Origin of the sequence: Martelella alba, from assembly GCF_006516955.1 — a bacterium.
Classification (GTDB): domain Bacteria; phylum Pseudomonadota; class Alphaproteobacteria; order Rhizobiales; family Rhizobiaceae; genus Martelella; species Martelella alba.
In genome coordinates this window covers 50373-77250 of sequence record NZ_VHLG01000017.1, presented here as the reverse complement: position 1 = coordinate 77250, position 26878 = coordinate 50373, and the positions used below count along the sequence as shown (strand labels likewise).

Genomic DNA, 26878 nt, shown 5'->3' with positions numbered 1-26878 from the left:
ACGGGGCCGGATTCCGGCAAATTACCGCAAGACTGTTTTAGTGACGTATCTCAGCAAGTATCACTTGGCAACGCCGTATTTGAGTCCCGCATCAACAAGACGCAGTATGGCATGCGCTTTGTCAGATTGTGTTGCCATATCAGCACATTTAACCATATTCGGATGTAACACGCAGGTCAGCATGTCGACGATGACCTCGGCGTCGCGAACCGGATCACCCTTTCGGAAAAGTTGCGCATCCATGCCATCGGCCAGAATATCTGCGATCCGATCGCGCACCAGTCCGCGATACATACGGCCCTTGTTTTCCGGGTCTTCGAACACGAAAGGCAGCATTTCGAACAGATAGCGATCATTCTGCATTTTCTGCAGGTGATCCTTGGTCAGCCGGTCAACGAAGCGGGTCAGCCGGATATCAGCGGGCAGGCCGGCATCCTGCTGCACTTCATCGCAACGCGCGCGAAACTTCTCGCCATAGCGGTGGGCGATCGCCTGCCCAAGCACCAGCTTGCTCTGGAAATGCTTGAAAACATTGGCAGGCGACATTTCAAGCGCGGCGGCAATATCGGCGATTGACACACCCGAATAGCCCTTCTCACGGAAGAGCGCTTCGGCCGTGTTCAGAATATCCTCGCGGGTTTCCTCCGCTTTTCGCCTCGGCCGCCGCATGCGCTCACGTCCAGGCAGCGTCGGGATAATAGGCGGCAAGGCGATCGCGAATGCGATCCTTGACGCTGCTTCCCGTCTCGTCGGCGACAAAGTCCTCTCCGGTAATCATCCTGAAGGCCTGCTGATAGACCGACGCCGTCTCAAGAACCAGTTCTTCGGGAATTGCCGGGATTTCATCGTGATAGGGATCGCAGCGCTCGGCCACCCAGGAGCGGATGAAATCCTTGTCGAAACTCTCCGGACGCTTGCCTGCGGCAAATCGCGCATCATAGCTTTCAGCGATCCAGTAGCGGCTCGAATCAGGCGTATGGATCTCGTCGGCGAGCAGGATCCTGCCGGTTTCGTCTTTGCCAAACTCATATTTCGTGTCAGCAAGGATAAGACCGCGCTCGGCCGAAAGTGCCTGACCGCGCTGAAAGAGCGCCAGCGCATAACGCGAGACGGTATCCCATTCCGCCTGCGTCAAAAGTCCGCGTTCGATGATCTCGGTCTCCGTCAGCGGCTCGTCATGGCCGCCGTCAAAGGCCTTGCTGGTCGGGGTGATGATGGCCTCCGGCAGCGCCTGATTATCTTTCATTCCCTCGGGAAAATCGAAGCCATAGATTTTGCGCTCGCCCTTCTTGTAGCGCGTGAGGATCGACGTGTCGGTCGTCCCGGCGAGATAGCCGCGCACGATGATTTCCACCGGCAGGATCTCGAGTCTTTTGCCGACCACGACATTGGGATCGGGATAGGCCATGACGTGATTCGGGCAGATGTCGGCGGTTTTTTCGAACCAGAAGCGGGCAATCTGGGTCAGGACCTGCCCCTTGGTCGGGATCGCCGCCAACACGCGATCAAAGGCAGACAGCCGGTCGGTCGCGATGATGATTCGCCGGCCGTCCGGCAGATCATAATTCTCTCGCACCTTGCCGCGGTAATAGTTCGGCAGTTCGGAATAATGGGCTTCTTGAAGAATACGCAAGGCAATCACCTGTTCTGGATGATGGGTACGCCGCTATATGCCCGAACGAACCCCTCGCCTTTCCTTAACGATTTGTAACACGAACAGCAATAATTGTAATCGAATGTATCTACGCCCTGAACCGGACAATTCCGGCCTGCGCAGCGCCTGCCCCCCCCCCGGCAAGCCTGTGGTCAACCGGTATGGCCCGCCTCCCTGCGTTTGCGCATCGGCTTTTCGGAGAAGATTGTCTATAACGCCTTTACCGGCAACAGGCCGGAATGACGCCATCAGCAGAAGGCCGACCCAGCCATGGAATTCCTGCCCTCAATTTCGCTTCTTCTGACCTTCACCGCCGCGACCTTTCTGCTGGCGATCACGCCGGGACCCGACATGACGCTTGCTGTCGGCAAGGCGATGCGGGAGGGCAAGGGTCCTGGACTGATGGTGATTCTTGGCACCAATTGCGGACTTGTCGTCCACACGCTGCTGGTCGCCTTCGGCGTTTCAGCGCTGATTGTCGCCTCGCCGCTGGCCTTCGCCGTTTTGAAGACCGGTGGTGCCGCCTATCTGTTCTTCCTTGCCGTCAACGCCATCCGCAAGGGTTCCAATTTCGTGATGGAAAGCGAAAACCGGGCTGAGCGCCGCCCCGGGGCGCTGAAAAAGGCCTTTGTGAACGGCCTGTCGGTGAACCTGCTCAATCCCAAGGTCATCATCTTCTTCATGACCTTCCTGCCGCAATTCGTTGTTGCCACCGATCCGCATGTGACCGGAAAGCTGATCTTTCTCGGCGCCTGGTTCATTTTCGCATCGCTGCCGGTCACGCTTGGCACCACCCTTGCCGCCGACCGGCTTTCGGGCTGGCTGAAAGCACATCGCCGGGCGCTCAGGGTGATTGATTATCTCTTCGCCAGCGTCTTCTCAGCCTTTGCCGTGAAGATCCTGCTGACCCGGCCCCACTGATCAGGCCCCGGGGTCCGTTCCAGCGGGAAGGTGATGCTCAGTCGTCGCCGTGATTGGCGATCATCATCGCCTCATAGGCCAGACGCTCGGTCTTGCGCATGCGCTCTGATTCGGATTTCAGCTGACCGCAGGCGGCGAGAATATCGCGGCCGCGCGGCGTGCGGATCGGCGAGGCATAGCCCGCCTGGTTGATGAAATCAGCGAAACGCTCGATCGTCTCCCAATCGGAGCATTGATAGTTGGAGCCGGGCCAGGGATTGAAGGGGATGAGGTTGATCTTGGCCGGAATGCCTTTCAGAAGCTTCACCAGATCGCGGGCATCCTCAAGGCTGTCATTCACATCTTTCAGCATCACATATTCAAAGGTGATGCGCTTGGCATTGGACAGGCCCGGATATTCGCGGCAGGCCTTGATCAGCTCTTCCAGCGGATATTTCTTGTTGATCGGAACGAGAATATTGCGCAGATCATCGCGCACGGCATGCAGCGAAATCGCCAGCATGCAGCCAATCTCCTCACCGGTGCGATAAATTTCCGGCACGACACCCGAGGTCGACAATGTGATGCGGCGCTTCGACAGCGACAGACCGGCATCATCGGAGGCGAGAAGCAGCGCGCGCTTGACGTTGTCGAAATTGTAGAGCGGCTCGCCCATGCCCATCATCACGACATTGGTGACCTTGCGGTCGCTTTCGGGAATGAAGGCCCCGTTCGGCGCGTCCTTGTTGGGAAAATCGCCCAACGCATCGCGGGCGGCCATCAATTGCCCGAGAATTTCCTCCGCCGTCAGATTGCGCACCAGGCGCTGCGTACCGGTGTGACAGAAGGAACAGGTCAGCGTGCAGCCGACCTGACTGGAAATGCATAAGGTTCCGCGATCAGCTTCGGGAATATAAACCGTCTCGACCTCGACCGGCTTGCCAGCGCCACGTGCGGGAAAGCGGAATAGCCATTTGCGGGTGCCGTCGGAGGAAATCTGCTCGTCGACCACTTCCGGCCGCGAGATCGTGAAATGATCGGCAAGCGTCTGGCGCAGATCCTTGGCGACATTGGTCATGTCGGCAAAATCCGTTACACCGCGGACATAGATCCAGTTCCAAAGCTGATTGACCCGCATTCTGAGCTGGCGTTCGGCAACACCGGCATTGAACAGCGCCTCGGCCATCTCCGGCCGGGTCATGCCGACAAGGCCGGGCTTCTCACCGTGATTGGCAGCTTTTCTGGCCTTCAGCGCATCAAGGTCAAGCGTGGCGGTTCCGGTAACGGACATGTCTTCAAGCTCCAGACGGAAATACGCAATTCGCCCCTCACTCACCGGTCCTGCGAAGACCGGCGCGACGGGCGCCTGCGATGAATGCGAAAACGGGCCGCGAACCAAAGTCGCGGGCTTTACGGAACGGGATGATAACCTGCCCTGCAGATCATCTGCCATTCCTTTCGGCGGCGCCTATAACATGGTTTGCCCGGCGCGTCACCTGCCTTGTCTCAAAGCCCTCAAAGCAAAAACCCGGCAAAAGCCGGGTTTAGGGTATCGCGCATGCACTGAAGCCGATCAGTTGCAGGCCGAAATCTTGTTCAGCGCTGCCGTGATACCGATCAGCGAATAGGTGTGAACCGTGTTGGTGCCGCGGGCAGACGTCGCCCGGACTTCCATCGACCGGCCGCCCTTCATCGCATTGACCAGCGCCGGTTCCTGGGCTGCGTTTTCAAGCCAGCCGCCCTTGCCCTTGAAATACATCGGGAAGCTGTTGCCATCGACGACGACGTCAATCTTCGAACCTGGCTTCAGGTCAAACCCCATCATCGCCTGCGGTTCCAGCGAAACATTCTGCCCCGGATATTTTGTGACAACGAAGAAGTTGTCGCCATGATCAACATTGGCGGGCTCCTTCTTGGCCGGAACAGAAAGCACGTAGCAGACCTTGCCGGCATCCGACTGGTAGGAATAGGCAACCCATGCATCGAATTTCTGTATCGGGGTCGGCGTCTGCGCGGAAGCGGCCGACACGCCAGCGAACAGGAGAGCCAATACGATAACAATTCTTTCTACAAACATGTTGTCCTGCCGTTTTTTTGCTTGCCGCGGGCCCGCTCATGCAAACGACCGGGCCGATACGAACCTAGTTCGGAACTTTGATACGCATTCGAGGTTACCAAAGCGTCAACAAGCCCCGTTTCAACGCCTTGCAGCCCTTCCCGCGCCCCGAACCGCCTATTTTTCTGTTTAAGACGGTGAAACGGGGCGAGAATTGGGCATCGCGGCAGAACACCTCATAACAGCGCCGATCCGGCCCGAAAACGCACTGACCGGAAAGGAGACTGGCGCACCTAGCCCGTTTCGGCAAGAGCCTTGTCGGCACGTTCATAATGTACCGGCCGCAGATTGCCGCGGATCATGGCAAAAGCCGCCGTCAGCACCGCCACATCATCGGAAAAGCCAACAACGGCGAAAACATCCGGCACCAGATCGGCAGGCATGACGAAATAGGCGAGCGCGCCCAGCAGCACGCCGCGTGCCGTTGCAGGCGTATCCCGATCGAGCGCACAGTAGTAGGCGGCAACGACATCGCGGGCAAAGGGGATCTTGCCCGCCGCCCGGCGCAGCGTCATCCAGAACCCCTCACGCACGGCCTGTTCGCGACCGGTACGGGTGTCTTCATCGCCCGGTTCCAGAATTTCACCGAATTTCACGTCATCCATACGCGCTCGCTCCTTGCATAGAGAAGAGATATGGGCGCGCGACAGGCATATTCAAAGCCCGAACCGGCCTGCCGCCCTGTCCATCTCGGCCGCCAGCGCGACATCCCGGCTGGTAATGCCGCCCGCCGCATGGGTCGAAAGGCTGACCCCGACCCGGGCAAAGGAGTTATTCCAGTCCGGGTGATGGTCAAGCCGCTCGGCAACCAGAGCGCACTCGCTCATGAAAGCGAAAGCTTGGCGGAAGTCAGCGAAGACGAAATCGCGGCAGATGGCCGTTTCGTTCTCGGTGACGATCCAGCCGCCGAGACCGGACAGCGCGGTTTCGATTTCCGACGGTTCCAGCCGGCGATTTTTCGTGGCATCCTCGTCAGCAGGCTGACTGCCACCTTCGAATTTTTCACGTTTCCAGACGAGCACCATGATCCCGACCGTCAAACCTTCTTTGTTATTTGTTTGCACCGGCAATATCTGCCGTTCCCCGCTTGCCGAGGGCGTCTTTGTCAATCTCGCTGAAAAGGCCGGGCGCGGCGGCGATTTTATCGTCGATTCGGCCGGAACCGGCGGCTGGCATGAAGGCGAATTGCCCGATCCGCGCTCCCGTGCTGTGGCAAGGACCCATGGATTCGACATTTCCAACCAGCGTGCCCGCAAGATCAAAGCAAGCGATTTCCAGACATTCTCGCTCATTCTGGCGATGGATCGCGGAAATCTCGCACAGATGAAGCAGATGTCACGCGGCCAAGCTAGCGCCGAAATCGTGCTTTTTCGTGACTTCACACTCGGTTTTCTCGAAGATGTTCCCGATCCCTATTATGGCGGAGCGGGCGGCTTCGACACCGTCTACGACATGCTGGTGGCCGGCTGCCAGTCGCTCATATCGAAGCTTTCATAACGATCCTCATCGACCAGATCGAAAGCCTCTTCCACCCGATAGGGACCGCCGCCGACCGAATCACGTGATGACAGCAGCACGAAACGGCCAACCTTGAACGGCATGGTCTGGAAATTGCCGCGCGCGGAAAGATAGTCGGCCACATCGGCGAGTTTCGAGCCCCGAAGCCGCGCCAGCGTCACATGCGGGGTAAACTTGCGCGGATCAGCCCCGAGCCCGATGCGCTGGCAGATCCGCTCGATCTCGCCCTGAAGCGCGTAAAGCTCCGGCACATAGGGAACACCCGCCCACAGCGCATGCGGTTTTTTCGAACCGAAAGATCCCGTACCGGACAGTCTGATGGAAAAGGAAGGCCGCTCGATGCGATCCAGCCAATGCACGACTTCATCAGCAGTTCTGAAATCGACATCACCGATGAAACGCAGGGTGATGTGGTAGTTTTCCACATCAATCCAACGCGCGCCGGGAAGGCCCCCGCGCAAAAGCGAAAGGCTTAATGCCTGTTCGCGCGGAATTTCGAGGGCGGTGAACAATCTTGGCATGACGCGCTCCCCAAAATGCTTTGGATACTGACAGCGAATCACGCAAGTGCGCAAAGCGCAAGGATTATTTTCATTGTCCCCCGATAGTTGCCAGAAAGGCCTCAACCGTGGGAAGTGATTTTTCAACCATAACCTTCACCCCATCTGCATTGGGATGCATACCATCCGACAGCTGCAAATCCGCATGTGTCGTCACGCCATCCAGGAAAAACGGATAGAGCGTCAGCCCGCGCGTTGTGGCAAGTTCCTCATAAATGCCGTTGAAGACCGCCGCATAGGCATCGCCCATATTGGGCGGCGCCATCATGCCCATCAGCATCACCGGAATATGCCGCTCGGAGAGCCTGCTGAGCATGGCTTCGAGATTGTCCTTCGTCTTTTCGGGCGGGATCCCCCGAAGCGCGTCATTGGCGCCAAGCTCCAGCAAAATCCCATCCGTACCGTCGGGTATGGACCAGTCGATGCGCGCAAGACCGCCAGACGTCGTGTCACCCGACACACCGGCATTGGTGACCGTCACATCATAGCCCGCATCGTTCAGCGCCTTTTCCAGCTGTGCCGGATAATCCTCCCCCGCCGCCAGCTCATAACCGGCAACCAGGCTGTCGCCGAAAACGACAAGCTTCAGCGGATCGGCAGCCAGTCCGGGTCGAACAAACGAAATCGTGATCGCCGTGACGACGGCAAAAAGACGTAAGGGTTTGAATTGCATATCGGGATTCCTAAATTCAGTATGAAACTGATTTCATGGTAGCGGCGACCGCCTATCGGCACAGACTAATGTGTTGTTGGCAGGGCCGGTTTTCAAAGCGGAATGATATTTTGAGCGCCTTTCTGATCGAACTGAAGAATGCCGACCTGACACTCGGGGCCGGTTCCGCTGCCGTGCATGTGCTGAAAAACATGTCGCTTTCCATCGAAGCCGGACATTCCGTCGGCATTCTCGGGCCATCAGGCTCGGGCAAGTCGACGCTCTTGATGGTGCTAGCTGGCCTTGAACGGCTTGATGGTGGCGAAGTGACGATTGACGGCACGGCGCTTGGTCCCCTTTCCGAAGATGCGCTCGCCGCCTTTCGCGGCGAGAATATCGGCATCGTCTTCCAGTCCTTCCATCTGATCGCCAACATGACCGCATTGGAAAATGCCGCCATTCCGCTTGAACTTGCCGGCCGTCGCGATGCCTTTGATGTTGCCCGTGCGGCGCTGACAAGCGTCGGGCTCGGCGAAAGGCTTGACCATTACCCCGGCCAGCTTTCCGGAGGCGAACAGCAGCGCGTTGCCATTGCCCGCGCCCTCGCTCCACGCCCTGCCCTGCTGATTGCCGATGAGCCCACTGGCAACCTCGATGGCGAGACCGGACGGCAGATTGCCGATCTGCTGTTTTCCGCGCAGAAGGAAAGCGGCACGACGCTGGTACTGGTGACCCATGATCCCGCCCTTGCCGCGCGCTGCGACCGCCAGGTTCACGTTCGCTCCGGCGAAATTGCCGATGACGGGCTGAAAAGCACCGATGACGGCCATCCCGTGCAGGGCGGACGGGCCGCCGAATGATGAAAAGTCGCGCCAATCCCGCTCTTGCCCTTCGCTTTGCCCTGCGCGAAATGCGCGGCGGCCTTGCCGGTTTTTACATTTTCCTCGCCTGCATCGCCCTCGGCGTCACCGCCATTGCCGCAGTCAATTCCGTTGCTGATGCCGTCAATGCCGGAATCTCCGAGCGCGGGCGCCAGCTTCTGGCCGGTGATATCCGCTTTGAGACGGACAATGAACCGCTTTCCGGCGACATGCTCTCCTATGTAGAAGGCCTTGGCACGGTGTCTCAGGCGATCACGCTGCGCTCCATGGCACGCAAGGCAGATGGCAGCGACCAGTCGCTGGTCGAGGTCAAGGCGGTGGACAGTCTCTATCCGCTCTATGGCAGCGTCATTGCCGATCCTGACGCGCCACTGAAACAGGCTCTGGCACAGTCCGGTGATCGCTATGGCGTGCTTGTGGCGCCGCTGCTGATCGACAGGCTCGGCCTTGCCATCGGCGATACGCTGCTTCTCGGCAATGCAAAGCTCGCGGTCACCGGCACGATCACCGAGGAACCCGATGCGCTGTCGGAAGGTTTCGGCTTTGCCCCGCGCGTGCTTTTGAGCACCAAGGCGCTTGAAGCCTCCGGCCTGGTGACCACTGGCAGCCTTGTTTCCTATGCCTATCGGGTGAAGCTTTCCGACCCGCAGGCCAATGTCTCCGCCTTGAGCGACGCCGCCAAGAAGCGCTTTCCCGACGCAGGCTGGTCAATCCGAACCAGTGAACGCGCCGCCCCCTCCCTGTCGGAAAACGTCGACCGGCTGTCACAGTTCCTGACACTTGTCGGCCTTGCCACGCTGATTGCCGGTGGTGTCGGCATTGCCAATGCGGTCAGTGCCTATCTGGAAGGGCGGCGCAATGCCATCGCTGCGTTCAAATGCCTAGGCGCTCCGGCCGGCACGGTGGTGATGATCTATTTTCTCCAGATTGTGCTTGTCGCCCTGATCGGCATTGCGATCGGCCTCGTCTTCGGCGCGCTCATTCCCTTCATCGCTTTGCCGCTTCTGGCTGATATCCTGCCGATCGGCGCAACCGCTGCCCTTTATCCCGGCGCCCTGCTGCTGGCGGCGGCATTCGGCCTGCTGACCGCGATCGCCTTCGCCATTCCCGCACTTGCCAGCGCGCGCGCCGTCCCGGCCACGGCGCTGACCCGTGCCATGACCTTCGAGACGACCCGCAAACTGCCGCTCTCCTATCTCCTCACCGCTGCCCTCACGCTTGGCCTCATAGCAGCCCTTGCCATCTTCACCGCAGAGGACCGTCAGCTGGCGGCAATCTTTCTCGCCGCCATGGCCGGCTCCTTCCTGATCCTGCGATTTGTTGCCACCGGCATCAAGGCAATTGCCCGCATCACCCCGCGCCCGCATCAGCCGTCGCTCAGACTGGCGCTCGGCAATCTGCACCGTCCCGGCGCACTGACGGGGCCGGTGGTGCTGTCGCTCGGCCTCGGCCTGACACTGCTGGTGGCGCTGGCGCTGGTCGACGGCAATCTCAACCGCGAACTGTCGGCGAGCCTTCCAGAACGCGCGCCGGACTTCTTCTTCGTCGACATTCAGGGCAATGAAGCCGATGGCTTCAGAGAGATCGTCGGGCAGGAAGCCCCCGGCGGCGATCTTTCCATGGTGCCGATGCTGCGCGGGCGCATCACGGCGCTGAACGGCGTCAAACCGTCGGAAGCCAATGTCGCGCCGGGCGGGCGCTGGGTGCTGCGCGGCGACCGCGGCATCACCTTTGCCGAGGCCCTGCCTGAAAATTCGACGCTTGCCGAAGGCGAATGGTGGGCGAAAGACTATGCCGGCCCACCGCTCGTCTCCTTTTCCGAGGAAGAGGGCAAGGAGCTTGGCCTGAAACTTGGCGACACGGTGACGGTTCAGGTTCTCGGCCGTGAGATCACCGCGACAATCGCCAATTTCCGCAAGGTGGAATGGCAATCCATGTCGATCAATTTCGTCATGGTCTTCTCGCCCAACACCTTTGCCGGAGCACCGGTGAGCTATCTCGCAACGCTTGTGGACCAGAGTGCCGATACCGCCACCAATGCCGCCGTGATGCGTGCTGTCGCCAATGCCTATCCGACGGTCACGACGATTGAGGTGAAAAGCGCGCTCGACGTCGCAGGCAAGCTGGTGAGCCAGCTCGGCACCGCGATCCGCGCCGCCGCCGTGATCGCGCTTCTCGCCGCCATGCTGGTTCTGGCCGGCGCGCTTTCGGCCGGCAACAGGCGGCGTGGTCATGATTCCGTTGTGCTGAAAACACTCGGCGCCACCCGCCCGGCGCTGATCCGCGCTTTCATCTATGAATATGCACTTCTGGGCTTGCTGACCGGCGTCTTTGCGCTGCTGGCCGGCAGCATCGCCGCTTGGTATGCGGTGGCGAAGATCATGACCCTGCCCTTCACGCTGCTGCCGCTCACGGCACTGTCGACCGTCATCCTGGCAGTGATCGTCACCGTCACGATCGGCCTGTTCGGAACCTGGCACATTCTCGGCCAGAAGGCATCGCTCTATCTGCGGGAGCTTTAAAGCCTGCGGGCCGAGCCCGCCCCTCCCCTTCAGTCACGCCGGTCGCGCAACGCATCCAGCAGCGCATCATTGCGACGGTCAGCGTAGAAATTCTGCACTGCAAACAAGGCCCAGATGGCAGCAACCGGCCAGCCGATCAGAGTGATCTGGAGGATGAGGCAGATAATGCCGGAAATCGGCTTGCCAATGGTGAAAAACGAGAGCCATGGGAGGATGACCGCGATGAAATAGCGCATGGATACGTCCTTTCCGGTTGCTGATCCGTCTGCCACGGAAAACCGGTATTTTCCGACGGCTTTTCAGTCAGATGGGGTCCCGGACGCCGATTTTGAGGGGGCGTTCACAAATACTGACGAAATTTTGAGTTTCAGCCCGCGCTTTTCGCACGCAAAAGCCTTGTATCGCCACTATTCTCCCATCATATTAACCGTAGGCTTGCTGGGCTCCGCAGCGGCGCCGGGGCGTGTGCTATGGGTGCACCGCCCGACACCGTAACCCATACGGAGCTTTTAAAGAGGAATTCAATGGCTGATCTTCGTAACTATCAGAACCGCGCGCAGACGGGAGTGCGTTCGGATGCTGAAATCGACCAGGGCCTGCGCGCCTACATGCTCCGGGTCTATAACCTGATGGCGCTCGGTCTGGTGATCACCGGTGTGGCGGCCTTTGGTGTTTTCAGCCTGTCCGTCTCCAACGGCCAGCTGACCCAGTTCGGCCAGGTCATGTACGCATCCCCGCTGAAGTGGCTCGTCATGTTCGCACCGCTGATCGCCTTCTTCTTCCTGGCGTTCCGCATCAACAAGATGACCGTAGCCGCCGCGCAGGGCGCCTTCTGGGTCTATGCCGCACTGACCGGTCTTTCGCTTTCAACGATCTTCCTGGTCTATACCGGCCAGAGCATCGTCCAGACCTTCTTCATCACCGCCGCATCCTTCGGCGCCCTGTCGCTTTATGGCTACACCACACGGCGTGACCTTTCGGCCATGGGTTCCTTCATGGTAATGGGCCTGTTCGGCATCATCATTGCCATGCTGGTCAACATCTTCCTGCAGTCGGCAGCGCTCAGCTTCGCCGTCTCCGTTCTCGGCGTTCTGGTCTTTGCTGGCCTGACGGCTTGGGACACCCAGAAGATCAAGGAAATGTATTATGAAGGCGATGGCCACGAAATCGCCGGCCGCAAGGCTGTCATGGGCGCGCTGACGCTCTATCTCGACTTCATCAACATGTTCCTGTTCCTGCTGCGCCTGTTCGGCAACAGCCGCAACTGATCGCTGGCGGAACCTTTCATCAAAGGCGGCTTTCGAGCCGCCTTTTTTGTGCTTGCCAAAGACGGAAATGCGCCCCACAGTCATGGGGAAAAGACGAGACTTTCTGCCCATGACCATCACCATCCGCCCCGCAGGCCACGACGACCTCCCTGCCATCACCGCCATCTATGCCGAAAGTGTTCTGAACGGCACGGCCAGCTACGAGCTCGACCCGCCGGATGAGACTGAGATGCACGCCCGCATGGATGCGATCCTTGAAAAACGCTATCCCTATTTTGCCGCCACAGATGAAGACGGAACGCTGATTGGCTATGCCTATGCCTCGGCCTTCCGCACCCGACCGGCCTATCGCTGGATCGTTGAGGATTCCATTTATATCGCCAAAGACCAGCGCGGCCGCGGCATCGGCAAGGCGCTGCTTTCAAGCCTGATCGAGGCTTCGCAGGCTCTGGGCTTCCGGCAGATGATCGCCGTTATCGGCGGCGCGGCACCCGCCTCGGTGGCGCTGCATCGCGGTCTCGGCTTTGCCGATGCCGGCAGGCTGGAGGGCACTGGTTTCAAGCATGGCGGCTGGCTGGATACCGTTTTCATGCAGAAAAGTCTCGGCGATGGCACGACGACGCTGGCCGATACCGGCCGTTATCCCGGCGTCATGTGAGACGGCCGTTCCGGCACCGGTGACCCTCTGCGGGCAATGGAAGATCGCTATTTTTCGACAAGCTTCAGCTTGCGATCGAAGACTTTCAGCACCTGTCTGAGATCATGGCCGCGCTTGAGCACCATGCCAGCTGTATTGGTGACAGAAAAGGCCCCCTGTTTCGCCGCCAGTTTCGGATTTTTCTCGATGCGAAAAAGCGGCATCTCTCCCGATCGCTTGAACACTGAAAAAACCGCGCAATCCTTCATATGGTCGATAGCATAGTCGCGCCATTCACCCTCGCCGACCATGCGGCCGTAAATCCAGAGGATTGCATCAAGTTCGCGCCGGTGAAAGGTGACCGGCAGGGCTTCCTTGCCGCTGTTGCTGCGATATTGCCCGAGATCCACCACGGCTGCTATGCGGCCGCTTGTCTGCTTGGCTTCCCGCTCTTCCGCCATCTAAACTCCTGTTTCAACATGACAGGTTTGAGACAGTCTGAACGCTTCAGTCAAAATTGCAAGTCCCGCCGCAAACATGTGGGGAAAAGCCGGAATGGCGGGCCGCTTTCCGAACGCTTTGTTAACCTTGAGGCCTTAGTTTTTCTTAACAAAGATCCACCTGATCCAGTATCGCGTATCATGCCAAAACCGTCCGCCATCGCGTCCGCGCCAATCTGCCAGAAGCCGTCGACAGAAACGGCGTCGCGTTGCATCGTGCCGGAGCAGACAACGCGCGGTGCACTGATCCGGTGCGTGGTGCTTCCCAAGGCCAGGGATCAATGGCATGCGGCAGGAAAGCCGGGGAAAATGACCCTGACGGGGGGTGCATCCTCATGAGCATCATCCGGCGTGACATCGGTCCCAGACCGCCCTCGCGGCTGAAGACCAAGCTTTCCGTGGTCCGCGCCGGACGGACTGTTCCGGACCTGCGTCTTGAACTGAGGACCGGGGGGGAATTCTCTGTCTTTTCGCGTGTGCCAGAAGAGTTTGAAAGCGCCCTGGAGCGCCTCGCCATCGACGCGATAGAACCCAATGTCTTTCACACCGCCGCCTTTACCTTCACCGCACTCAGAAGCACGGAAAACACCCTCAGGCTGGCGATGATCGGTGATGCTCAGGCTGGCGGTGCCATGCAGCTGGATGCTGCACTGCCATTTCGCATCGAAAGCCAGGCCGGGCTCGGCGTGATCCGCGCCTGGGCCATGCCCGATATTGCCTACGCCGCGCCGCTGATTGCGCGCAAGAGCCCGATGGCAACCCTTGACCAGCTGTTCGACGCGCTGGGCGGTCAGCTGGTCAACCTGCCGCCCGTTCTGGTATTCGAGGGGCTCGTCGCCGATGGCCCCTTCATGCGCTATGCCCGGGCAGCAGCAGCCGCGCGCGGTCTGTTTTTCCGGGTTTCAGCCTCGCGCCGGCAGAAGATCCTGACGCCGGCCGGCCTGACATCTCCTTCACCATCAGCCGATCAACGTCACCGCTGGACCGCGATGCTGGAGAAATGGACCTCCCTTTCAGGGCCGGATGGCCTTGCCTTTGAGATGGCGCGCAATCCGCGTGAAATTGAAGCGCATATCGCGATGCTGGCGCCACTTGTAGACAGGCGCGGAGCTCATGCCGATCTCGAAGGTCTCGGCGCAATCGCCCGCCAGCTTTCCGCGCGTGACCATCTCAGGCTCTATATGCTGAAGCACCATGGCGCGCTCGTTGCAGCGCTCTGGCAGCCCGTGCTTGCTGGAGAGGCTTGGGTCTGGCAGATCTATGTTCATCCCGATTTCGCCGATCATGCGCTGGATGAACAATTGCTGCTACGCCTCGGTGAATGGAATCCGACCGATCCCAATATTGCCGCAACACGGACCGCAAGCCACAATAGCGACCGCCTCGCCTGCAGCATCTGGCCTGAGGAGGAGGGCCGCGCAACGCTGATCATCGGCCTGCGACCCGAATGCGAGCGCGACGTCGACAGGATCGCCGCCTATCATGATGAAGCGGCCCAGGCCGGCAGCGTGTAAAGCCGTTCAGGATTTGCAGGATTTGAGGCCGGATCCGGCCGGTCGCGCCAGAAGAGCGGCGATGTCGATATCGGCAACGAGCGGGTGGAAGCCCGAATCATTGTCGCCCTCAATCAGAATATTGACCGGAGCAGCCCCCTCAGCACTGCCGCCCTTCCAGCAGGCCCGGTCAAGCCCGACCGAAAAGCCAGGACGAACATCGCCCCCTCCAGCCCGCACCGCCGCCATATCGGCTTGCTGCTCGCGCAGATCGAGCGCATCGGCAGGCCGCAGCCGCAGAACATGAACGACCTGGCCGGGTTTCACAGCGGCCGAAAGCCCTTGGGCTTCAGTCGGGTCGGAAACCGCCACAAGATTATAGTCGCTGGTAATGGTCTTGCCGGCCGGATCTTGCTGGAACACAGTCATCGTCACACCAGAGGATGGCAGTTTGAGCGCTTCAGGTGCGAGAATGGCAATTCTGAGCGCTGCGGGATTGGTGGCGACCGGCGAGGGCAACGGATCCGGCGCCGGTGCAAAGAGCGAACAGCCCGAAATCAGGGCAAGCGATGAAAGCCCCGCCGAAACGATCCATCGTGACATCAAACGCATAAGCCCAACCGCCATCATGGTTAATTTTCGGTCAAGATAGGCGATCAGACTTAACACGCTGTAAACAGCTGCCCGGCACAGGGATCAGGCAGGCGTCTCACAGGTTTCCGGCATCTCTATGCCCGGCCCCTCCCGCGTCGGAATGATGCGTGTTGTCGAAGCCCTGGTATAGGAACCGGATGGTTCGGTGCGCAGGAAGACGTCAAATTTCACCCTGTCGCCCTTCTGCAGGGCACGCGAAAGATCGCAAAGATCAGGCGTCACATTGATATAGACGAAATAGGCCGTTTTGATCTTGGACTTGGCCCTTGCCTGGATCCAGTCGCGCATCTGTTCGATTTTCACGGTTTCGGATGGCTTGACGGCAAAGAGCACCCGCTCGCGATTCCCGGCAAGATCCTTGCGCCCGACCTCATCAAGGCCAAGTGTAATGCTCCGTGTCTTCCAGCCATCGGCCTTGGCGACAAGACCGAATTCCGCGCCATCGCCAGCAAGCGCCAGCCAGCGCGGTTTCTCAACCGCAACGCTGAGCGTGGCCGGATCCATGTCGAGCGTGGTGAATGACAAAAGCGTACTGATATCCCGGTCCGACGGCACCGTCGAACAGGACGCAAGCAAAAGGCCTGCCGCAAGAACGGCACAGATCATTTTCAAAAGCTGCAATTCAAAGCCCCCCATATGCAGACACAAGACAGTCCAACATTTATGAGATTAATCTCAAGCCTTTGAATTGTAAAATTCTTTAGCCACGTCTTCGGGGACAAGTTCCGACGGTCTCAAAGGCCAATCTCATTGGCAAAGGGTGGATTGGCACCAGCGCGCGAGACCGTGACGGCGGCCGCCTTTGCCCCCAGCGCCAGCGCATCGGCGATGGCCTCTTTCGAAAGCCCCGCCACTTTCTCAACGCTCAAAAGCCCTGCCATGTCGAGCGAAGCGAGCACACCGGCATCGAATGTATCGCCAGCGCCGACCGTATCGACCACTTCAACCTTCTCGCTCGGAACCTCCACACGGTGCTCGGCCGAATAGCCGATCGCACCATCCGCGCCGCAGGTGACGATCACGAGGCTTGCACCGGCTTCAAGCCAGAAGCGGGCCTTGTCATCCATGCTGCCCGACAGATCGAACCAGTCGAGATCCTCATCAGAGAATTTCACAATATCCGATTTTGCCGCCATGCGACGGATCCGGGCCTCATGAGCGGCCTGGTCGGTGATGAAGCCCGGACGGATATTGGGGTCGAGCGAGATGACCCGGCGGCCGGCCTCACGCAGCAAAAGCGCCTCATAGGTGGCGCCGCAGGGTTCCGGGATAAGGCTGATGGCGCCGAAATGCATCGCCGACACATCGTCGCCGATCACCGGCAGATCCTCGATCGAGATCATGCGCCCGGCCGTATTCTCATCGTAAAAGGCATAGGATGCCGAACCGTTAACCAGCTTGACGAAGGCCAGCGTCGTTGGACGGTCGGAAATGGCGGAGAAGCTGTAATCGACGCCGGAGGCATCGAGCTTTTCGCGAATGACATCACCCATAAGATCGCTGGAAAGCCCGGTGAAGAAACCGGTATCCCGCTTCAGCCGCGCCAGTGCCACGGCGGTATTGCAGACCGCGCCACCGGCGTAAGGGGCAAAGCCGGTCTCCCCCTTGGTTGTTTCGCGTGGCAACATGTCAATCAAGGCTTCGCCGCAACACAGGATCATGTCTCTCTCCCTTTCAGACATTTTTCCGGGTCTGTCCGCTCTGAACGCCGGCAGACCCGGAGATTTCGCCGATTTCCGCCGACCTCAGACGATCAGCTCATCAAGACCGCCATGGGCACGCGACCATTCCATCGGATGATCGAGGAACGCGGCAACCGCCTTCAGCTTGTCTTCGCCGAAAAGCGCCTTTTCACGCGCCACGGCCAGAACGTGACGCCAGGTGGCGATGTGGTGCAGGCTCACGCCGCCTTCGCTGAAGCGCTTCGGTGCCTCGGCGAAAATGTCATAGAAAAACAGGGCCAGACCGTGTTCGACAATCCCCTCAGCCGCGCGGATCGCATTGATGAAGGTAAACATGGAACCACCGGCAGTCGTCAGATCCTCCACCACAAGCACGCGTGCCCCCTTTGGCAGATAACCCTCGATCTGGGCATTGCGGCCATGCCCCTTCGGTTTTTTGCGGCAGTAGATCATCGGCAGATCAAGGCGTTCAGCCAGGAAGGCGGCAAAGGGAATGCCGGCTGTCTCCCCGCCTGCGACACAGTCGAAAGCCTCAAAACCGGCACCGCGCATCACTGTCGCTGCGGCGAAATCCATCAGTGTCGTGCGGATGCGCGGATAGGAGATCAGCTTGCGGCAGTCGATATAGACCGGGCTGACAAGGCCTGAAGCCAGCTTATAGGGTTCATCGGGCGAGAAATGCACCGCGCCGATCTCCCAAAGCATTCTGGCCATCAGATCACCCATGACTTCCGGCTCGGCAAAACTGGCGTGGCTCATCACATTCCCTTTCGTCACTGTCGCCTTTTCGGCATCCGTATCGACGCCAGGCCGCCACAGCCTGTCTTCGCGCAAGCGATACGCAATTTCCAACCATGAGAGCGTCCTGGTAGGCCAGGGGCAACGCTCAACGCATTAGCGGATGCAGGCTGAAGAGGCACTCAGTCAAGCACCTGAGATAGATTTCATCGTCTTTTCCGGTCAGAAATGCCCTTTTTCGGCAGGAGAGCGGAAAAACGCATCTTTCCAGCTACCTTGGCTTTCAACACGACAAAGGCCACAGGCGAAACTTCCGGAAACGGCACCAAAATAGCGGGAATCCGAAACATCGCAATGACAGAAATTAAATCGTTTTATTATTTTTGCGCAGCCAATCAGAAAGGTTTCGGCCCGTAGCGGTTGCCCTGCTCTACGCCGGGCAGAGCAGACATGACAAGAACAGCAAGCGCCCCCAGGATTGGTACAAGATACAGAACCAGCCAGCGGCCCGAGCGCCCGATATCATGAAATCGGCGAACGCTGACGCAGACAAAAGGCAGAAGAAACCCCAGAAACACGACCATGCTGAGCGCCGGCGAGCCCCAGAAGAAGAAATCGAAAACAACAGCCGCGATATTGACGAGTATAAAGATCGCGGCAAAGCACCAGAATTCCCGACGGCTCGAACGCCCGTGAAGAACACTGTATTTCGACATGGCGAGCGAAACATTGCTTTTGAATGACATCTCGGCAGTCCCTTCGTCGTTTCCAGACAACGCCCTCCCCCCACGGGATCGCAGGCTGTCTGTCGCCGAACCTGGCTCACCGCGCTATCTATGTTGGCCAAACCAACGAAGCGCTTCGCAAATGCCCTCCGGGAGAGTGGCTCTGCCTGGTGAAACTCAAACCGGCACTCTGATTACGGATCCATTCTGCACTGCACTCATTTCCGCATTGGAATGTGATAGCGCGATCATTCGCATACAAAAACAAAACAAGAAACAAGCGCATTAAAGTCAACTGGAAATTTCATAAAAACGTAGCATATGTCAGGAAATAGACAACGGAGAATTCAGAATTAAAGCAAAAATGCCGTATCAAACCCGTAAAAGACGGGTCAAAAAGGAATATTCGAATCTTGAAGCATCATATATTCGAAATATAAAATATATGATGCTTCAAATCCGTCGCAGATCAGACTTCCATCGCATAGCCCGCGCCGCGTACTGTGCGGATAACGTCTTGCATTTGCGAAAAATTCAACGCCTTGCGCAGCCGCCCGACATGAACATCAACGGTGCGCTCGTCTACATAGATATCATGTCCCCAGACACCATCGAGCAGTTGCGCACGTGAGAAAACCCGGCCCGGCGAACTCATCAGGAATTCAAGAAGACGGAACTCTGTCGGCCCAAGCCGCACTTCGCGGTTCTTGCGGTGAACGCGATGGGTTTCACGATCAAGCTCGATATCCCCGCATTTGAGGACGGTGGAAAGCACTTCCGGTCGGGCACGACGCAGGATCGCCCGCACGCGCGCCATGAGTTCTGGCGTGGAGAAGGGCTTGACCACATAGTCATCGGCACCGGTGGCAAGGCCGCGCACACGCTCGTTTTCTTCCCCGCGTGCCGTCAGCATGATAATCGGAAGCCGCTCGGTTTCGGGCCGCATCCGCAGGCGCCGGCAAAGCTCGATGCCGGAGACGCCCGGCAGCATCCAGTCAAGCAGCAGCAGATCAGGCACCCATTCCTGCAGCCGGATTTCGGCCTCATCCCCCCTGAGGATTGTCTCGACCTCGTAACCTTCGGCTTCGAGATTGTAGCGCAGCAAAACGCTCAGCGCCTCCTCGTCTTCCACCACGGCGATTTTCGGAACCATTGTTCACTCCGTCCTTCGGAAAGCTTCAGATGTCGTCGGAGCCGACAGCGGTCGAGCGATCATGTTTCGGGCGCTCACCCTGCGGCTGCGACCCGGTTGAAATATAGTAGATCATCTCGGCGATATTGGTCGCATGGTCACCGATGCGCTCAATATTCTTGGCGCAGAACAGAAGATGGGTGCAAGTCGTGATGTTGCGCGGATCTTCCATCATATAGGTCAGGAGTTCACGAAACAGCGATGTATAGATCGCGTCGATCTCATCATCACGTTCGCGGATCGAATTGGCCTTTTCCGGCTGACGGGCCGTATAGACGTCCAGCACTTCCTTCAGCTGGATCAGCGCCAGTTCGGACAGATGCTCGATACCGTGAGCAAGCTTGCGCGGCACGCCGGTGCCCTGCACCGCTATCACCCGCTTGGCCGTGTTCTTGGCGAGATCCCCGACCCGCTCCAGATCGGCGGCAATCCGGATCGCCCCCATGATCTCACGCAGGTCAGCAGCCACAGGCTGGCGCCTAGCAATCACCACCACGGCCTTATCGCCAATTTCGCGCTCGGCCTCATCCAGCATCAGGTCATCGGAAATGACCTTCTGCGCCAGCGCACTGTCGGTATTGACCAGCGCACGCACGCTTTCGCCGACCATTTCCTCGGCAAGACCGCCCATTTCGGAAATGCGACGCTGCAGATATTTCAGTTCCTGATCATAGGCTGTCAGAATATGTGAAGGGGCCATGTCTCATTCCTTTGCGGCCGCGAGGTTTTCCCGCGCCAGACCGTTATCCGAGGCGTCCCATGATGTAATCCTGGGTGCGGTTGTCGGCCGGATTGGTGAAAATCACATCCGTGTCGTTTTCTTCCACCATGTGGCCTTGATCGAACATGGCCGTTCGCTCCGAAACGCGGGCAGCCTGCTGCATCGAATGGGTCACCATGATGATGGTGTAGTTTTCCTTCAGATCGAAGATCAGTTCCTCGACCCGTGCCGTGGCGATTGGATCAAGCGCCGAGCAGGGCTCATCCATCAGGATCACTTCAGGGCTCACGGCAATCGCCCTTGCAATGCACAGCCGCTGCTGCTGGCCACCCGAAAGACTGGTGCCAGGCTCATGCAGCCGGTCCTTGACCTCATTGAACAGCCCGGCCTTGACCAGACTGGTCTCAACGATGGCGTCAAATTCACTGCGGCTCCTGGCAAGACCGTGGATCCGCGGCCCGTAGGCGACATTCTCATAGATCGATTTTGGAAAGGGATTTGGCTTCTGGAACACCATCCCGACACGGGCACGAAGCTCGACGACATCGAGATCGGGCGAATGAATATCCTCGCCATCCAGCAGAATGCGGCCGGTGATCCGGCAATTGTCGATGGTGTCATTCAGCCGGTTCAACGTGCGCAGAAAAGTCGACTTGCCGCAGCCGGACGGACCGATCAGGGCGGTCACCGCATTGGCGCGGATCTTCAGATCGACATCAAAGAGCACCTTCTTCTCGCCGTAGAAGACCGAAACCTGTTCGCCGACGATCTTGTATCGCATTGCGTTCATCTCAACATCCGTTGCCTGGACCTCATGCGGCCCTGAAATCCTGTTCATCGCCGTTCCTGCCGCCGCCTGGCGAAGCGCCGCCGCAACAGTGCTGCCGTCAGGTTCACCGCCACCAGAATCATCAGAAGCACGATGATGGCTGCCGCGGTACGCTCGACAAAGGCCTCCTGCCCCTCGCCCGCCCACATATAGATCTGCACCGGCAATGCCGTCGCCGGATCAAGCAGGCTTGACGGATAATCGGCAACGAAAGCAACCATGCCGACAAGCAGCAGTGGCGCCGTCTCACCGAAAGCCTGAGCCAGACCAAGCAGCGTTCCCGTCAAAATACCGGGCATGGCCAGCGGCAGGACATGGTGAAACACCACCTGAACCCGCGATGCCCCCACCGAAAGTGCGGCCTCCCTGATCGATCGCGGCACGGCGGCAAGAGCGGCCCGTGTGGCAATGATGATGGTCGGCAACGTCATCAGCGTCAGTACCAGACCGCCGACAAGGGCAGCGGAGCGCGGCAGGCCCAGGAGACCGATGAAAACGGCAAGGCCCAGGAGACCGAAGACAATTGACGGCACGGCAGCAAGATTATTGATATTGACCTCGATGAGATCCGTGAAGCGATTACGCGGGGCGAATTCTTCCAGATAGATCGCCGCGCCCACGCCGATGGACAGCGACAGCACCAGCACGATCGCCATCATGCTGAGCGAACCGGCCATGGCCACGCCGATACCGGCCGCCTCCGGACGGCTGGATGCCCCATTGACGAACAGGCCCGTATTGAAACGCGATCCCAACAGACCCTGCTGGTCAAGGCTGCCGATATAGGCCTTCAACACCACCTCATCCGGCCGTACTGCTGTGCCGCCCTTGCGGATCGTATCCAGTGCCGACGAGGCCAGAAGCGCGACCGGCTCGGTCCGCCCCAACAAAGAAGGATCAGCCACCACCATATCGCGCAGGGTAAAACGCGCGCTGAGCGAGATCAGCCGCATGGCCTGACGGCTGGCGTCTCTGTCGTCGGGAGCAATGCCGAGAACCTGATCCAGCGCTTGCGAGACGAGCGGCATATAGTTGAGCGTGCTGAGCCGCTCGGGATCATTGACATGCTGACCGGCAGGATCGATCAAATCACTTGCAAAGGTGATCGGCAGGGTCACCACGGTCTGCCGAAAGGCGCCTGCCCCGCGCTCGACCACATTGAAGATCAGCGCCGCAAGGAAAAAGATACCCACCAGAATGGCGGCGATTCCCGCCAGCCGAAAACGCCGTTCGGCGGCATAGCGACGCTTCAGCCGCCGCTTGCGCTGCCTTTCATCCATCGTCCGGACCGGTATGTCGACGGCATTGGTCATTCATACTGCTCCCGATAGCGGCGGACGATATAGAGCGCATAGATGTTGAGGCCGAGCGTCAGCACGAACAGGGTCAGCCCGAGCGCAAAAGCGACCAGCGTCTGCGGCGATGTAAATTCGAGATCGCCGGTCAGCTGGCTGACAATCTTCACCGTGATCGTCGTCATCGGCTCGAAGGGATCCAAATGCAGCTGGGCGGCAACACCGGCCGCCAGAACAACGATCATCGTTTCACCAATGGCACGTGATGCCGTCAGCAGCAGCGCGCCGACAATGCCCGGCAGCGCAGCAGGCAGCACGACCCGCTTGATGGTCTCAGACCGGGTGGCACCCAAACCGAGAGAGCCTTCGCGCAGGTCTTCGGGAACCGCATTGATAATGTCATCGGCCAGTGAGGAGACATAGGGGATCAGCATGAGCCCCATGACGACGCCAGCCGTCAAAACCGACTGGGCCTGAATGAAAGCTGTGTATTCGCCGGTGAAAAGCCGGTTGAGCGAAGCCGAAAGATCGCGAAAGAACGGCCCCACGGTCACCAGTGCGAAAAAACCGTAGACGATGGTGGGAATGCCAGCCAGCACTTCCAAAGCCGGCTTTGCCACCAGCCGCAGCCGTGAACCGGCATATTCGGCCATATAAATCGCCGCATAAAGCCCGATCGGAACGGCCACCAGCAGGGCGACCAGCGCAATATAAAGCGTGCCGGCAAGAAGCGGCACCAGCCCGAACTGGCCGGGCGGCTGGTTCTCGCCCGCCAGGCCGAAACGCGGATCCCAGACCGTGCCGAAGAAAAAGGCACGCGGCGATACGATGGAAAAGAAACGCAACGCCTCAATCAGCATCGACAGCACGATGCCAAGCGTCGTCAGTACAGCCAGCGACGATGCAAGAACAAGACCGGCCAGGATCAACTGTTCGATCCGGCTCCTCGCCCTGAAGGCCGGACGAACCCTGCGATAGGAAAGCACCATGCCGCCAAGAGCAACAAGCGTCACCAGGCCGACAAGGCACAGCCCGCTCACCCGCCAGGCATGATCAAGCCTGACAGCCGCATCAATCAGCGCCGGGGACGGATTGTCGGCAACCGGAATGCCAATCCCGGCAAAGGCATCGGCAACGGAAATATCACCGGCTCCGATCGCCGCAACGCTGCCAGCGGGGAGCCGTGCAAGGCCCGTGGCAATCTGCGCGACCGTGTCATAGGCAAGATCCTGCATGGCCAAGGGTTGTGCCAAGAGCGTTTCGGGAAAGCCGGACCGGACATAGGCGCCAACAATGGCGGGGCTGATCGCCAGCCAGACAAGAACAATGATGAGCGCTGGCAAAACCGTTGCGACAGCGACAAAAGCACCGTGATAGGTGGGCCGGGAATGCGGGCGGCGGCGTTCGTCTGAAAAGGCAAAGGCGCGGGCGCGGGCCGCCAGAAAACCGGCGAAACCGAAGGCGGCAAGCAGAGCCAGGGTCAGCGTTAAGAACATCTCAAAAGTCCCGACGGGCCAGAGAAAGGCGCCCGGTGAAGCGGCGGCGCTGCACAGTGCTGCAGAAAAACGGAGAGGCTTTGAACGCAGATATGATCATCGCCTCACAATGTCTCACCACGTTCAACACGCTGGCGCATGGCCATCCGCTCTGCCTCCGGTGCAGCGACAAGACCGCGGTCGGCAAGCAGCCCATAGGGTCCGATCATATCATCGCTCAGGAAGAAGGCGACATATTCCGCAAGTCCGGGCACAACGTCCAGATGCGCCTTTTTCACATAGAAATACAGCGGGCGCGACACCGGATAGGCCCCGGAAGCAACGGTTTCGGATGACGGTGTCACACCGGAAATCGTTGCAACATTGAGCTTGTCGACATTGTTTTCATAAAAGGACAGCCCGAAAACACCAAGCGCGGAACGATTGGCGGAAATGCGCGCCAGCGTCTCGGTATAGTCCCCGTCAATATCGACGGCCCGGCCATCCTTGCGCAGATCGAGGCAGGCGGCATGGGCGCTTTCCGCACCGCCTTCGTCAACAAAGGCATCATAGGCGCCTGCATCGACACAGCCCACGGCCAGGAGCTTGACCTCGAAAACCTCACGCGTGCCGTGTTTTTCACCCGGAATGAAGACGGTGATCGGCAGATCCGGCAAATCGGGATTAACCTCGGACCAGCGCTTGTAGGGATTGTCCACCAGGCTGCCGTCGACAACGACGCGGGCAGCAAGGGCGCGATAGAGATCAGCCGGGGTCAGATCGAGATGAGGGGCTGAAACGTCATTGGCAAAGACGATGCCGTCATAGCCGAATTTCACTTCCTCAATGGCACTGACACCGTTTTTGGCACAGGCATCAATTTCCATCGGGGTGATCGGCCGCGAGGCATCGGCAATATCAACCGTGTCCATTCCCACACCGCGGCAGAATTCCTTGATCCCGGCCGCAGAACCACCCGATTCCACCACCGGCGTGCGGAATTGCGCATAAACCTCACCGAAAGTCTCGGCCACAATCCGCGCATAGGGCAGGACGGTGGAGGAGCCGACAATCTGGATCTGGTCACGTGCGGCAGCGCCGCTGGCAATCACACATGCAAGAACGAGCGAAGCGAACGCATAGATCAGTCCTCTCATATCGCTTCTCCTGCATGATACCGGTTCAAAACGCTTTATGCGCCGACATTTCCGGATCTGAAATTACGTCCCGGGCGATACCACCCGACGAATGGCTTTTTGAGACGGCATCCTGTCTAAGAAACCGCTATGCCGGAATGCTGTTTCTGCGTCGCCGCTGGCGAACTGAAACCCACCGCTCCGGCGCAGCATTTCAGGTTAGAGCTAGTCCCGCCGAGACAGCGTTTTATGTCATTTTTGCAAATTATTTATGACGATTTATGATTTTGTTTTTTCAAGCATTTTGACGACGGCCCGGTCGCCATCACCTGTGCGCATCCAGGCTCCGCACGCCTGATGAAGAACAGGAATCGGCTGCCGATGTGCTAAAAACGCACGGTGAACTCGGTTCCCTTGCCAACCTCGGAACGCACGACAAGCCTTGCACGATGGCGGGTCAGAATATGCTTGACGATGGCAAGCCCGAGGCCTGTGCCCTTTTTCGAACGGCTGTCGGCCACCGAAACACGGTAGAAACGCTCGGTCAGTCGTGGAACATGCTCTGCCGGAATACCGGGACCATGATCGATGACGCTGACTTCAGCGCCGCGCGGCTTGATCACCCGGAGCACGACATCGACCTGACCACCTTCAGCACCGTATTTGCAGCCATTTTCGACCAGATTTTCGAAGACCTCGACAAGTTCGTCATGATCACCATTGACGCTCACGGGCTCGTCCGGCAAATCGAGCACGATTTCAACCTCAAGCTCGCGTGCGAGAGGCAGCAGCGCATCGCGCACATGTTCGAGCAGCGGGCCGAGTTCAACGACCTTGTCGGGCGGCAGATGTGCGCGGACTTCAAGCCGGGACAGCGACAGAAGATCATCCACCAGCCGGCTCATGCGGGTGGCCTGATCCAGCATGATCGGCAAGAACCGCTCCTGTGCCTTGGCATCACCCTTGGCCGGTCCCTGCAGGGTCTCGATATAGCCGCGCAGCGAGGCAAGCGGCGTTCGAAGCTCATGACTGGCATTGGCGACGAAATCCGAGCGCATGCGATCAATTCGCCTGGCCTCGGAAATATCACGGAACATCAGCAGGAAAAGCGACGTCTCTTCGGCGTGGTTCAGCCCGCTGACCGGCACCGAACGCACGAGATAGACGCGTTCGGATGGAAGGCGTTCGGAATATTCCATCTGGTTGGAACGCCCGCTCGTCAGCGTGTCGCGAACGATATCCAGAACGCCCGGCGCACGCATACGCGCCGAAATATGCGCACCTGCCGGTACCGCACCAAATGTCGTGCTGGCGGAGCGGTTCTGGAACAGAACCGAGCCATTGGCGGACAAGACATAAATGCCGAGATCAATCTCATCGAGAAAGGGCGTGACCGCGCCGAGATCGGCTTCGTTCCCGGTTTCGTTTTCCGGCGGAGCGACCGGCGCATGCACGGCCGAGGGCGGGTGATCGCCAGCGGCAAACAGGGCCGCACCGGCCAGAAAAAGCCAGCCAATGCCGATGGCCACCGGATCAACAGCTATGGCAAAGGCGCCGCCGGCCAAAAGAGTGTCGGCAACCAGCATCAGCCGTGCCCGGCCAATTCTGGACCACAATCCCCTTCCCGCCTTCGAACCTTCTTCCAATATGCGCTCCGCAAGCTTGGTCACTGTCAGATCGGGTCTGCTACACCCCTTTCATGACAGCTATATTGCCAAGCGCGTTGTAAA

General features: G+C 59.0%; 28 protein-coding genes and 1 pseudogene. 7 read left to right on the top strand and 22 right to left on the bottom strand.

Annotation, left to right across the window (positions count from 1 at the left end; translation table 11 throughout):
- Window positions 1–60 precede the first annotated feature (60 nt).
- Window positions 61–669, bottom strand: a complete 609-nt coding sequence (locus tag FJU08_RS20150; protein WP_141150854.1) for a TetR/AcrR family transcriptional regulator — start codon at window positions 667–669, stop codon at window positions 61–63.
- A 4-nt stretch (window positions 670–673) separates the two neighbouring features.
- The gene (locus FJU08_RS20145; protein ID WP_141150853.1) at window positions 674–1633 is read right to left on the bottom strand and encodes a phosphoribosylaminoimidazolesuccinocarboxamide synthase; all 960 of its coding nucleotides are present in this window, start codon (window positions 1631–1633) and stop codon (window positions 674–676) included.
- Between the two features lie 291 nt (window positions 1634–1924).
- On the opposite strand from FJU08_RS20145, the gene FJU08_RS20140 reads away from it, so the two are divergent.
- Window positions 1925–2575 (top strand): LysE family translocator, encoded by a 651-nt coding sequence (locus FJU08_RS20140; protein WP_141150852.1) that lies wholly within the window; start codon window positions 1925–1927, stop codon window positions 2573–2575.
- Window positions 2576–2612: 37 nt separating this feature from the next.
- Here the strand turns inward: FJU08_RS20140 and rlmN are convergent, their stop codons facing one another.
- The 4 genes from rlmN to FJU08_RS20120 form a co-directional block, all read right to left on the bottom strand.
- Window positions 2613–3845: a dual-specificity RNA methyltransferase RlmN gene (gene rlmN, locus FJU08_RS20135; protein ID WP_141150851.1), complete on the bottom strand. Its 1233-nt coding sequence runs from the start codon at window positions 3843–3845 to the stop codon at window positions 2613–2615.
- A 282-nt stretch (window positions 3846–4127) separates the two neighbouring features.
- Entirely contained in the window at window positions 4128–4631 is a 504-nt protein-coding gene (locus tag FJU08_RS20130; RefSeq protein WP_141150850.1) for an invasion associated locus B family protein, read from the bottom strand.
- A gap of 272 nt (window positions 4632–4903) precedes the next feature.
- A complete protein-coding gene (locus tag FJU08_RS20125) occupies window positions 4904–5275 on the bottom strand; it encodes a YkvA family protein (RefSeq protein ID WP_141150849.1) in 372 nt (123 codons plus the stop codon).
- Window positions 5276–5326: 51 nt separating this feature from the next.
- A complete protein-coding gene (locus FJU08_RS20120; protein ID WP_141150848.1) occupies window positions 5327–5695 on the bottom strand; it encodes a 4a-hydroxytetrahydrobiopterin dehydratase in 369 nt (122 codons plus the stop codon).
- On the opposite strand from FJU08_RS20120, the gene FJU08_RS20115 reads away from it, so the two are divergent.
- The gene (locus FJU08_RS20115) at window positions 5694–6167 is read left to right on the top strand and encodes a low molecular weight protein-tyrosine-phosphatase (protein ID WP_141150847.1); all 474 of its coding nucleotides are present in this window, start codon (window positions 5694–5696) and stop codon (window positions 6165–6167) included. The two genes, FJU08_RS20120 and FJU08_RS20115, sit on opposite strands and share 2 nt — an antisense overlap.
- On the opposite strand, the gene thpR is transcribed toward FJU08_RS20115, so the two are convergent.
- Window positions 6116–6709: an RNA 2',3'-cyclic phosphodiesterase gene (gene thpR / locus FJU08_RS20110; RefSeq protein WP_141150846.1), complete on the bottom strand. Its 594-nt coding sequence runs from the start codon at window positions 6707–6709 to the stop codon at window positions 6116–6118. The two genes, FJU08_RS20115 and thpR, sit on opposite strands and share 52 nt — an antisense overlap.
- A gap of 70 nt (window positions 6710–6779) precedes the next feature.
- Window positions 6780–7421, bottom strand: coding sequence for an arylesterase (locus tag FJU08_RS20105; RefSeq protein ID WP_141150845.1), 642 nt, complete (start codon window positions 7419–7421; stop codon window positions 6780–6782).
- A gap of 68 nt (window positions 7422–7489) precedes the next feature.
- On the opposite strand from FJU08_RS20105, the gene FJU08_RS20100 reads away from it, so the two are divergent.
- Together FJU08_RS20100 and FJU08_RS20095 are read left to right on the top strand one after the other, a co-directional pair.
- Window positions 7490–8260, top strand: a complete 771-nt coding sequence (locus tag FJU08_RS20100; RefSeq protein WP_181409953.1) for an ABC transporter ATP-binding protein — start codon at window positions 7490–7492, stop codon at window positions 8258–8260.
- Window positions 8257–10803 carry an ABC transporter permease gene (locus FJU08_RS20095; protein WP_141150843.1) on the top strand — a complete coding sequence of 849 codons (2547 nt, stop codon included), beginning with the start codon at window positions 8257–8259 and terminating at the stop codon, window positions 10801–10803. The genes FJU08_RS20100 and FJU08_RS20095 overlap by 4 nt, the downstream gene beginning before the upstream one ends.
- Window positions 10804–10832: 29 nt before the next feature.
- Here the strand turns inward: FJU08_RS20095 and FJU08_RS20090 are convergent, their stop codons facing one another.
- Complete coding sequence (locus tag FJU08_RS20090) at window positions 10833–11039, bottom strand: YqaE/Pmp3 family membrane protein (protein ID WP_141150842.1); 207 nt, start codon at window positions 11037–11039, stop codon at window positions 10833–10835.
- 288 nt (window positions 11040–11327) lie between these two features.
- Between FJU08_RS20090 and FJU08_RS20085 the strand changes: the two genes are divergently transcribed.
- Complete coding sequence (locus FJU08_RS20085; protein WP_141150841.1) at window positions 11328–12071, top strand: Bax inhibitor-1/YccA family protein; 744 nt, start codon at window positions 11328–11330, stop codon at window positions 12069–12071.
- A 109-nt stretch (window positions 12072–12180) separates the two neighbouring features.
- On the top strand, window positions 12181–12729 hold the full coding sequence (locus FJU08_RS20080; RefSeq protein WP_141150840.1) for a GNAT family N-acetyltransferase: 549 nt from the start codon (window positions 12181–12183) through the stop codon (window positions 12727–12729).
- Window positions 12730–12776: 47 nt separating this feature from the next.
- On the opposite strand, the gene FJU08_RS20075 is transcribed toward FJU08_RS20080, so the two are convergent.
- Window positions 12777–13169, bottom strand: coding sequence for a DUF2794 domain-containing protein (locus tag FJU08_RS20075; protein WP_141150839.1), 393 nt, complete (start codon window positions 13167–13169; stop codon window positions 12777–12779).
- A gap of 374 nt (window positions 13170–13543) precedes the next feature.
- Here FJU08_RS20075 and FJU08_RS20070 point away from each other — a divergent pair, with 374 nt between their 5' ends.
- A complete protein-coding gene (locus FJU08_RS20070) occupies window positions 13544–14722 on the top strand; it encodes a GNAT family N-acetyltransferase (RefSeq protein ID WP_181409952.1) in 1179 nt (392 codons plus the stop codon).
- Between the two features lie 6 nt (window positions 14723–14728).
- Here FJU08_RS20070 and FJU08_RS20065 read toward each other — a convergent pair whose 3' ends face one another.
- The 12 genes and pseudogenes from FJU08_RS20065 to phoR all read right to left on the bottom strand — a co-directional run bounded on the left by FJU08_RS20065 (window position 14729) and on the right by phoR (window position 26734).
- Window positions 14729–15304: a hypothetical protein gene (locus FJU08_RS20065; protein WP_141150837.1), complete on the bottom strand. Its 576-nt coding sequence runs from the start codon at window positions 15302–15304 to the stop codon at window positions 14729–14731.
- Window positions 15305–15397: 93 nt separating this feature from the next.
- Window positions 15398–15976: a hypothetical protein gene (locus tag FJU08_RS20060; RefSeq protein WP_141150836.1), complete on the bottom strand. Its 579-nt coding sequence runs from the start codon at window positions 15974–15976 to the stop codon at window positions 15398–15400.
- A gap of 113 nt (window positions 15977–16089) precedes the next feature.
- Entirely contained in the window at window positions 16090–17016 is a 927-nt protein-coding gene (locus tag FJU08_RS20055; RefSeq protein WP_141150835.1) for a carbohydrate kinase family protein, read from the bottom strand.
- Window positions 17017–17100: 84 nt separating this feature from the next.
- On the bottom strand, window positions 17101–17796 hold the full coding sequence (locus FJU08_RS20050) for an orotate phosphoribosyltransferase (RefSeq protein ID WP_141150863.1): 696 nt from the start codon (window positions 17794–17796) through the stop codon (window positions 17101–17103).
- A gap of 374 nt (window positions 17797–18170) precedes the next feature.
- Window positions 18171–18521 (bottom strand): DUF805 domain-containing protein, encoded by a 351-nt coding sequence (locus FJU08_RS20045; protein ID WP_141150834.1) that lies wholly within the window; start codon window positions 18519–18521, stop codon window positions 18171–18173.
- 448 nt (window positions 18522–18969) lie between these two features.
- Window positions 18970–19653: a phosphate regulon transcriptional regulator PhoB gene (gene phoB / locus FJU08_RS20040; RefSeq protein WP_141150833.1), complete on the bottom strand. Its 684-nt coding sequence runs from the start codon at window positions 19651–19653 to the stop codon at window positions 18970–18972.
- 25 nt (window positions 19654–19678) lie between these two features.
- The gene (gene phoU, locus FJU08_RS20035; RefSeq protein ID WP_141150832.1) at window positions 19679–20392 is read right to left on the bottom strand and encodes a phosphate signaling complex protein PhoU; all 714 of its coding nucleotides are present in this window, start codon (window positions 20390–20392) and stop codon (window positions 19679–19681) included.
- A gap of 43 nt (window positions 20393–20435) precedes the next feature.
- Window positions 20436–21188 (bottom strand): annotated as a pseudogene (pstB, locus tag FJU08_RS20030) (phosphate ABC transporter ATP-binding protein PstB); the annotation flags it as partial.
- A 59-nt stretch (window positions 21189–21247) separates the two neighbouring features.
- Window positions 21248–22555 carry a phosphate ABC transporter permease PstA gene (gene pstA / locus FJU08_RS20025; protein WP_141150830.1) on the bottom strand — a complete coding sequence of 436 codons (1308 nt, stop codon included), beginning with the start codon at window positions 22553–22555 and terminating at the stop codon, window positions 21248–21250.
- A complete protein-coding gene (gene pstC, locus FJU08_RS20020; protein ID WP_141150829.1) occupies window positions 22552–24033 on the bottom strand; it encodes a phosphate ABC transporter permease subunit PstC in 1482 nt (493 codons plus the stop codon). Before pstC ends, pstA begins: the two co-directional genes overlap by 4 nt.
- A gap of 104 nt (window positions 24034–24137) precedes the next feature.
- Window positions 24138–25169, bottom strand: a complete 1032-nt coding sequence (locus FJU08_RS20015; protein ID WP_141150828.1) for a substrate-binding domain-containing protein — start codon at window positions 25167–25169, stop codon at window positions 24138–24140.
- Window positions 25170–25534: 365 nt separating this feature from the next.
- Window positions 25535–26734 carry a phosphate regulon sensor histidine kinase PhoR gene (phoR, locus tag FJU08_RS20010; RefSeq protein WP_141150862.1) on the bottom strand — a complete coding sequence of 400 codons (1200 nt, stop codon included), beginning with the start codon at window positions 26732–26734 and terminating at the stop codon, window positions 25535–25537.
- Window positions 26735–26878: the final 144 nt, after the last annotated feature.

Excerpts from the sequence above, each read along its gene's own strand:
- rlmN (WP_141150851.1), bottom strand. The coding sequence starts at position 3,845 with ATGTCCGTTACCGGAACCGCCACGCTTGACCTTGATGCGCTGAAGGCC.
- FJU08_RS20105 (WP_141150845.1), bottom strand. The coding sequence starts at position 7,421 with ATGCAATTCAAACCCTTACGTCTTTTTGCCGTCGTCACGGCGATCACG.
- thpR (WP_141150846.1), bottom strand. The coding sequence starts at position 6,709 with ATGCCAAGATTGTTCACCGCCCTCGAAATTCCGCGCGAACAGGCATTA.
- phoU (WP_141150832.1), bottom strand. The coding sequence starts at position 20,392 with ATGGCCCCTTCACATATTCTGACAGCCTATGATCAGGAACTGAAATAT.
- FJU08_RS20115 (WP_141150847.1), top strand. The coding sequence starts at position 5,694 with ATGATCCCGACCGTCAAACCTTCTTTGTTATTTGTTTGCACCGGCAAT.
- FJU08_RS20125 (WP_141150849.1), bottom strand. The coding sequence starts at position 5,275 with ATGGATGACGTGAAATTCGGTGAAATTCTGGAACCGGGCGATGAAGAC.
- pstC (WP_141150829.1), bottom strand. The coding sequence starts at position 24,033 with ATGTTCTTAACGCTGACCCTGGCTCTGCTTGCCGCCTTCGGTTTCGCC.
- FJU08_RS20130 (WP_141150850.1), bottom strand. The coding sequence starts at position 4,631 with ATGTTTGTAGAAAGAATTGTTATCGTATTGGCTCTCCTGTTCGCTGGC.
- FJU08_RS20095 (WP_141150843.1), top strand. The coding sequence starts at position 8,257 with ATGATGAAAAGTCGCGCCAATCCCGCTCTTGCCCTTCGCTTTGCCCTG.
- FJU08_RS20150 (WP_141150854.1), bottom strand. The coding sequence starts at position 669 with ATGCGGCGGCCGAGGCGAAAAGCGGAGGAAACCCGCGAGGATATTCTG.
- FJU08_RS20085 (WP_141150841.1), top strand. The coding sequence starts at position 11,328 with ATGGCTGATCTTCGTAACTATCAGAACCGCGCGCAGACGGGAGTGCGT.
- FJU08_RS20050 (WP_141150863.1), bottom strand. The coding sequence starts at position 17,796 with ATGAGCCACGCCAGTTTTGCCGAGCCGGAAGTCATGGGTGATCTGATG.
- FJU08_RS20100 (WP_181409953.1), top strand. The coding sequence starts at position 7,490 with ATGTGTTGTTGGCAGGGCCGGTTTTCAAAGCGGAATGATATTTTGAGC.
- FJU08_RS20070 (WP_181409952.1), top strand. The coding sequence starts at position 13,544 with ATGAGCATCATCCGGCGTGACATCGGTCCCAGACCGCCCTCGCGGCTG.
- FJU08_RS20080 (WP_141150840.1), top strand. The coding sequence starts at position 12,181 with ATGACCATCACCATCCGCCCCGCAGGCCACGACGACCTCCCTGCCATC.
- FJU08_RS20140 (WP_141150852.1), top strand. The coding sequence starts at position 1,925 with ATGGAATTCCTGCCCTCAATTTCGCTTCTTCTGACCTTCACCGCCGCG.
- phoB (WP_141150833.1), bottom strand. The coding sequence starts at position 19,653 with ATGGTTCCGAAAATCGCCGTGGTGGAAGACGAGGAGGCGCTGAGCGTT.
- phoR (WP_141150862.1), bottom strand. The coding sequence starts at position 26,734 with ATGCTGGTTGCCGACACTCTTTTGGCCGGCGGCGCCTTTGCCATAGCT.
- FJU08_RS20120 (WP_141150848.1), bottom strand. The coding sequence starts at position 5,695 with ATGGTGCTCGTCTGGAAACGTGAAAAATTCGAAGGTGGCAGTCAGCCT.
- FJU08_RS20045 (WP_141150834.1), bottom strand. The coding sequence starts at position 18,521 with ATGTCATTCAAAAGCAATGTTTCGCTCGCCATGTCGAAATACAGTGTT.
- FJU08_RS20015 (WP_141150828.1), bottom strand. The coding sequence starts at position 25,169 with ATGAGAGGACTGATCTATGCGTTCGCTTCGCTCGTTCTTGCATGTGTG.
- FJU08_RS20065 (WP_141150837.1), bottom strand. The coding sequence starts at position 15,304 with ATGTCACGATGGATCGTTTCGGCGGGGCTTTCATCGCTTGCCCTGATT.
- FJU08_RS20075 (WP_141150839.1), bottom strand. The coding sequence starts at position 13,169 with ATGGCGGAAGAGCGGGAAGCCAAGCAGACAAGCGGCCGCATAGCAGCC.
- FJU08_RS20090 (WP_141150842.1), bottom strand. The coding sequence starts at position 11,039 with ATGCGCTATTTCATCGCGGTCATCCTCCCATGGCTCTCGTTTTTCACC.
- pstA (WP_141150830.1), bottom strand. The coding sequence starts at position 22,555 with ATGACCAATGCCGTCGACATACCGGTCCGGACGATGGATGAAAGGCAG.
- FJU08_RS20055 (WP_141150835.1), bottom strand. The coding sequence starts at position 17,016 with ATGATCCTGTGTTGCGGCGAAGCCTTGATTGACATGTTGCCACGCGAA.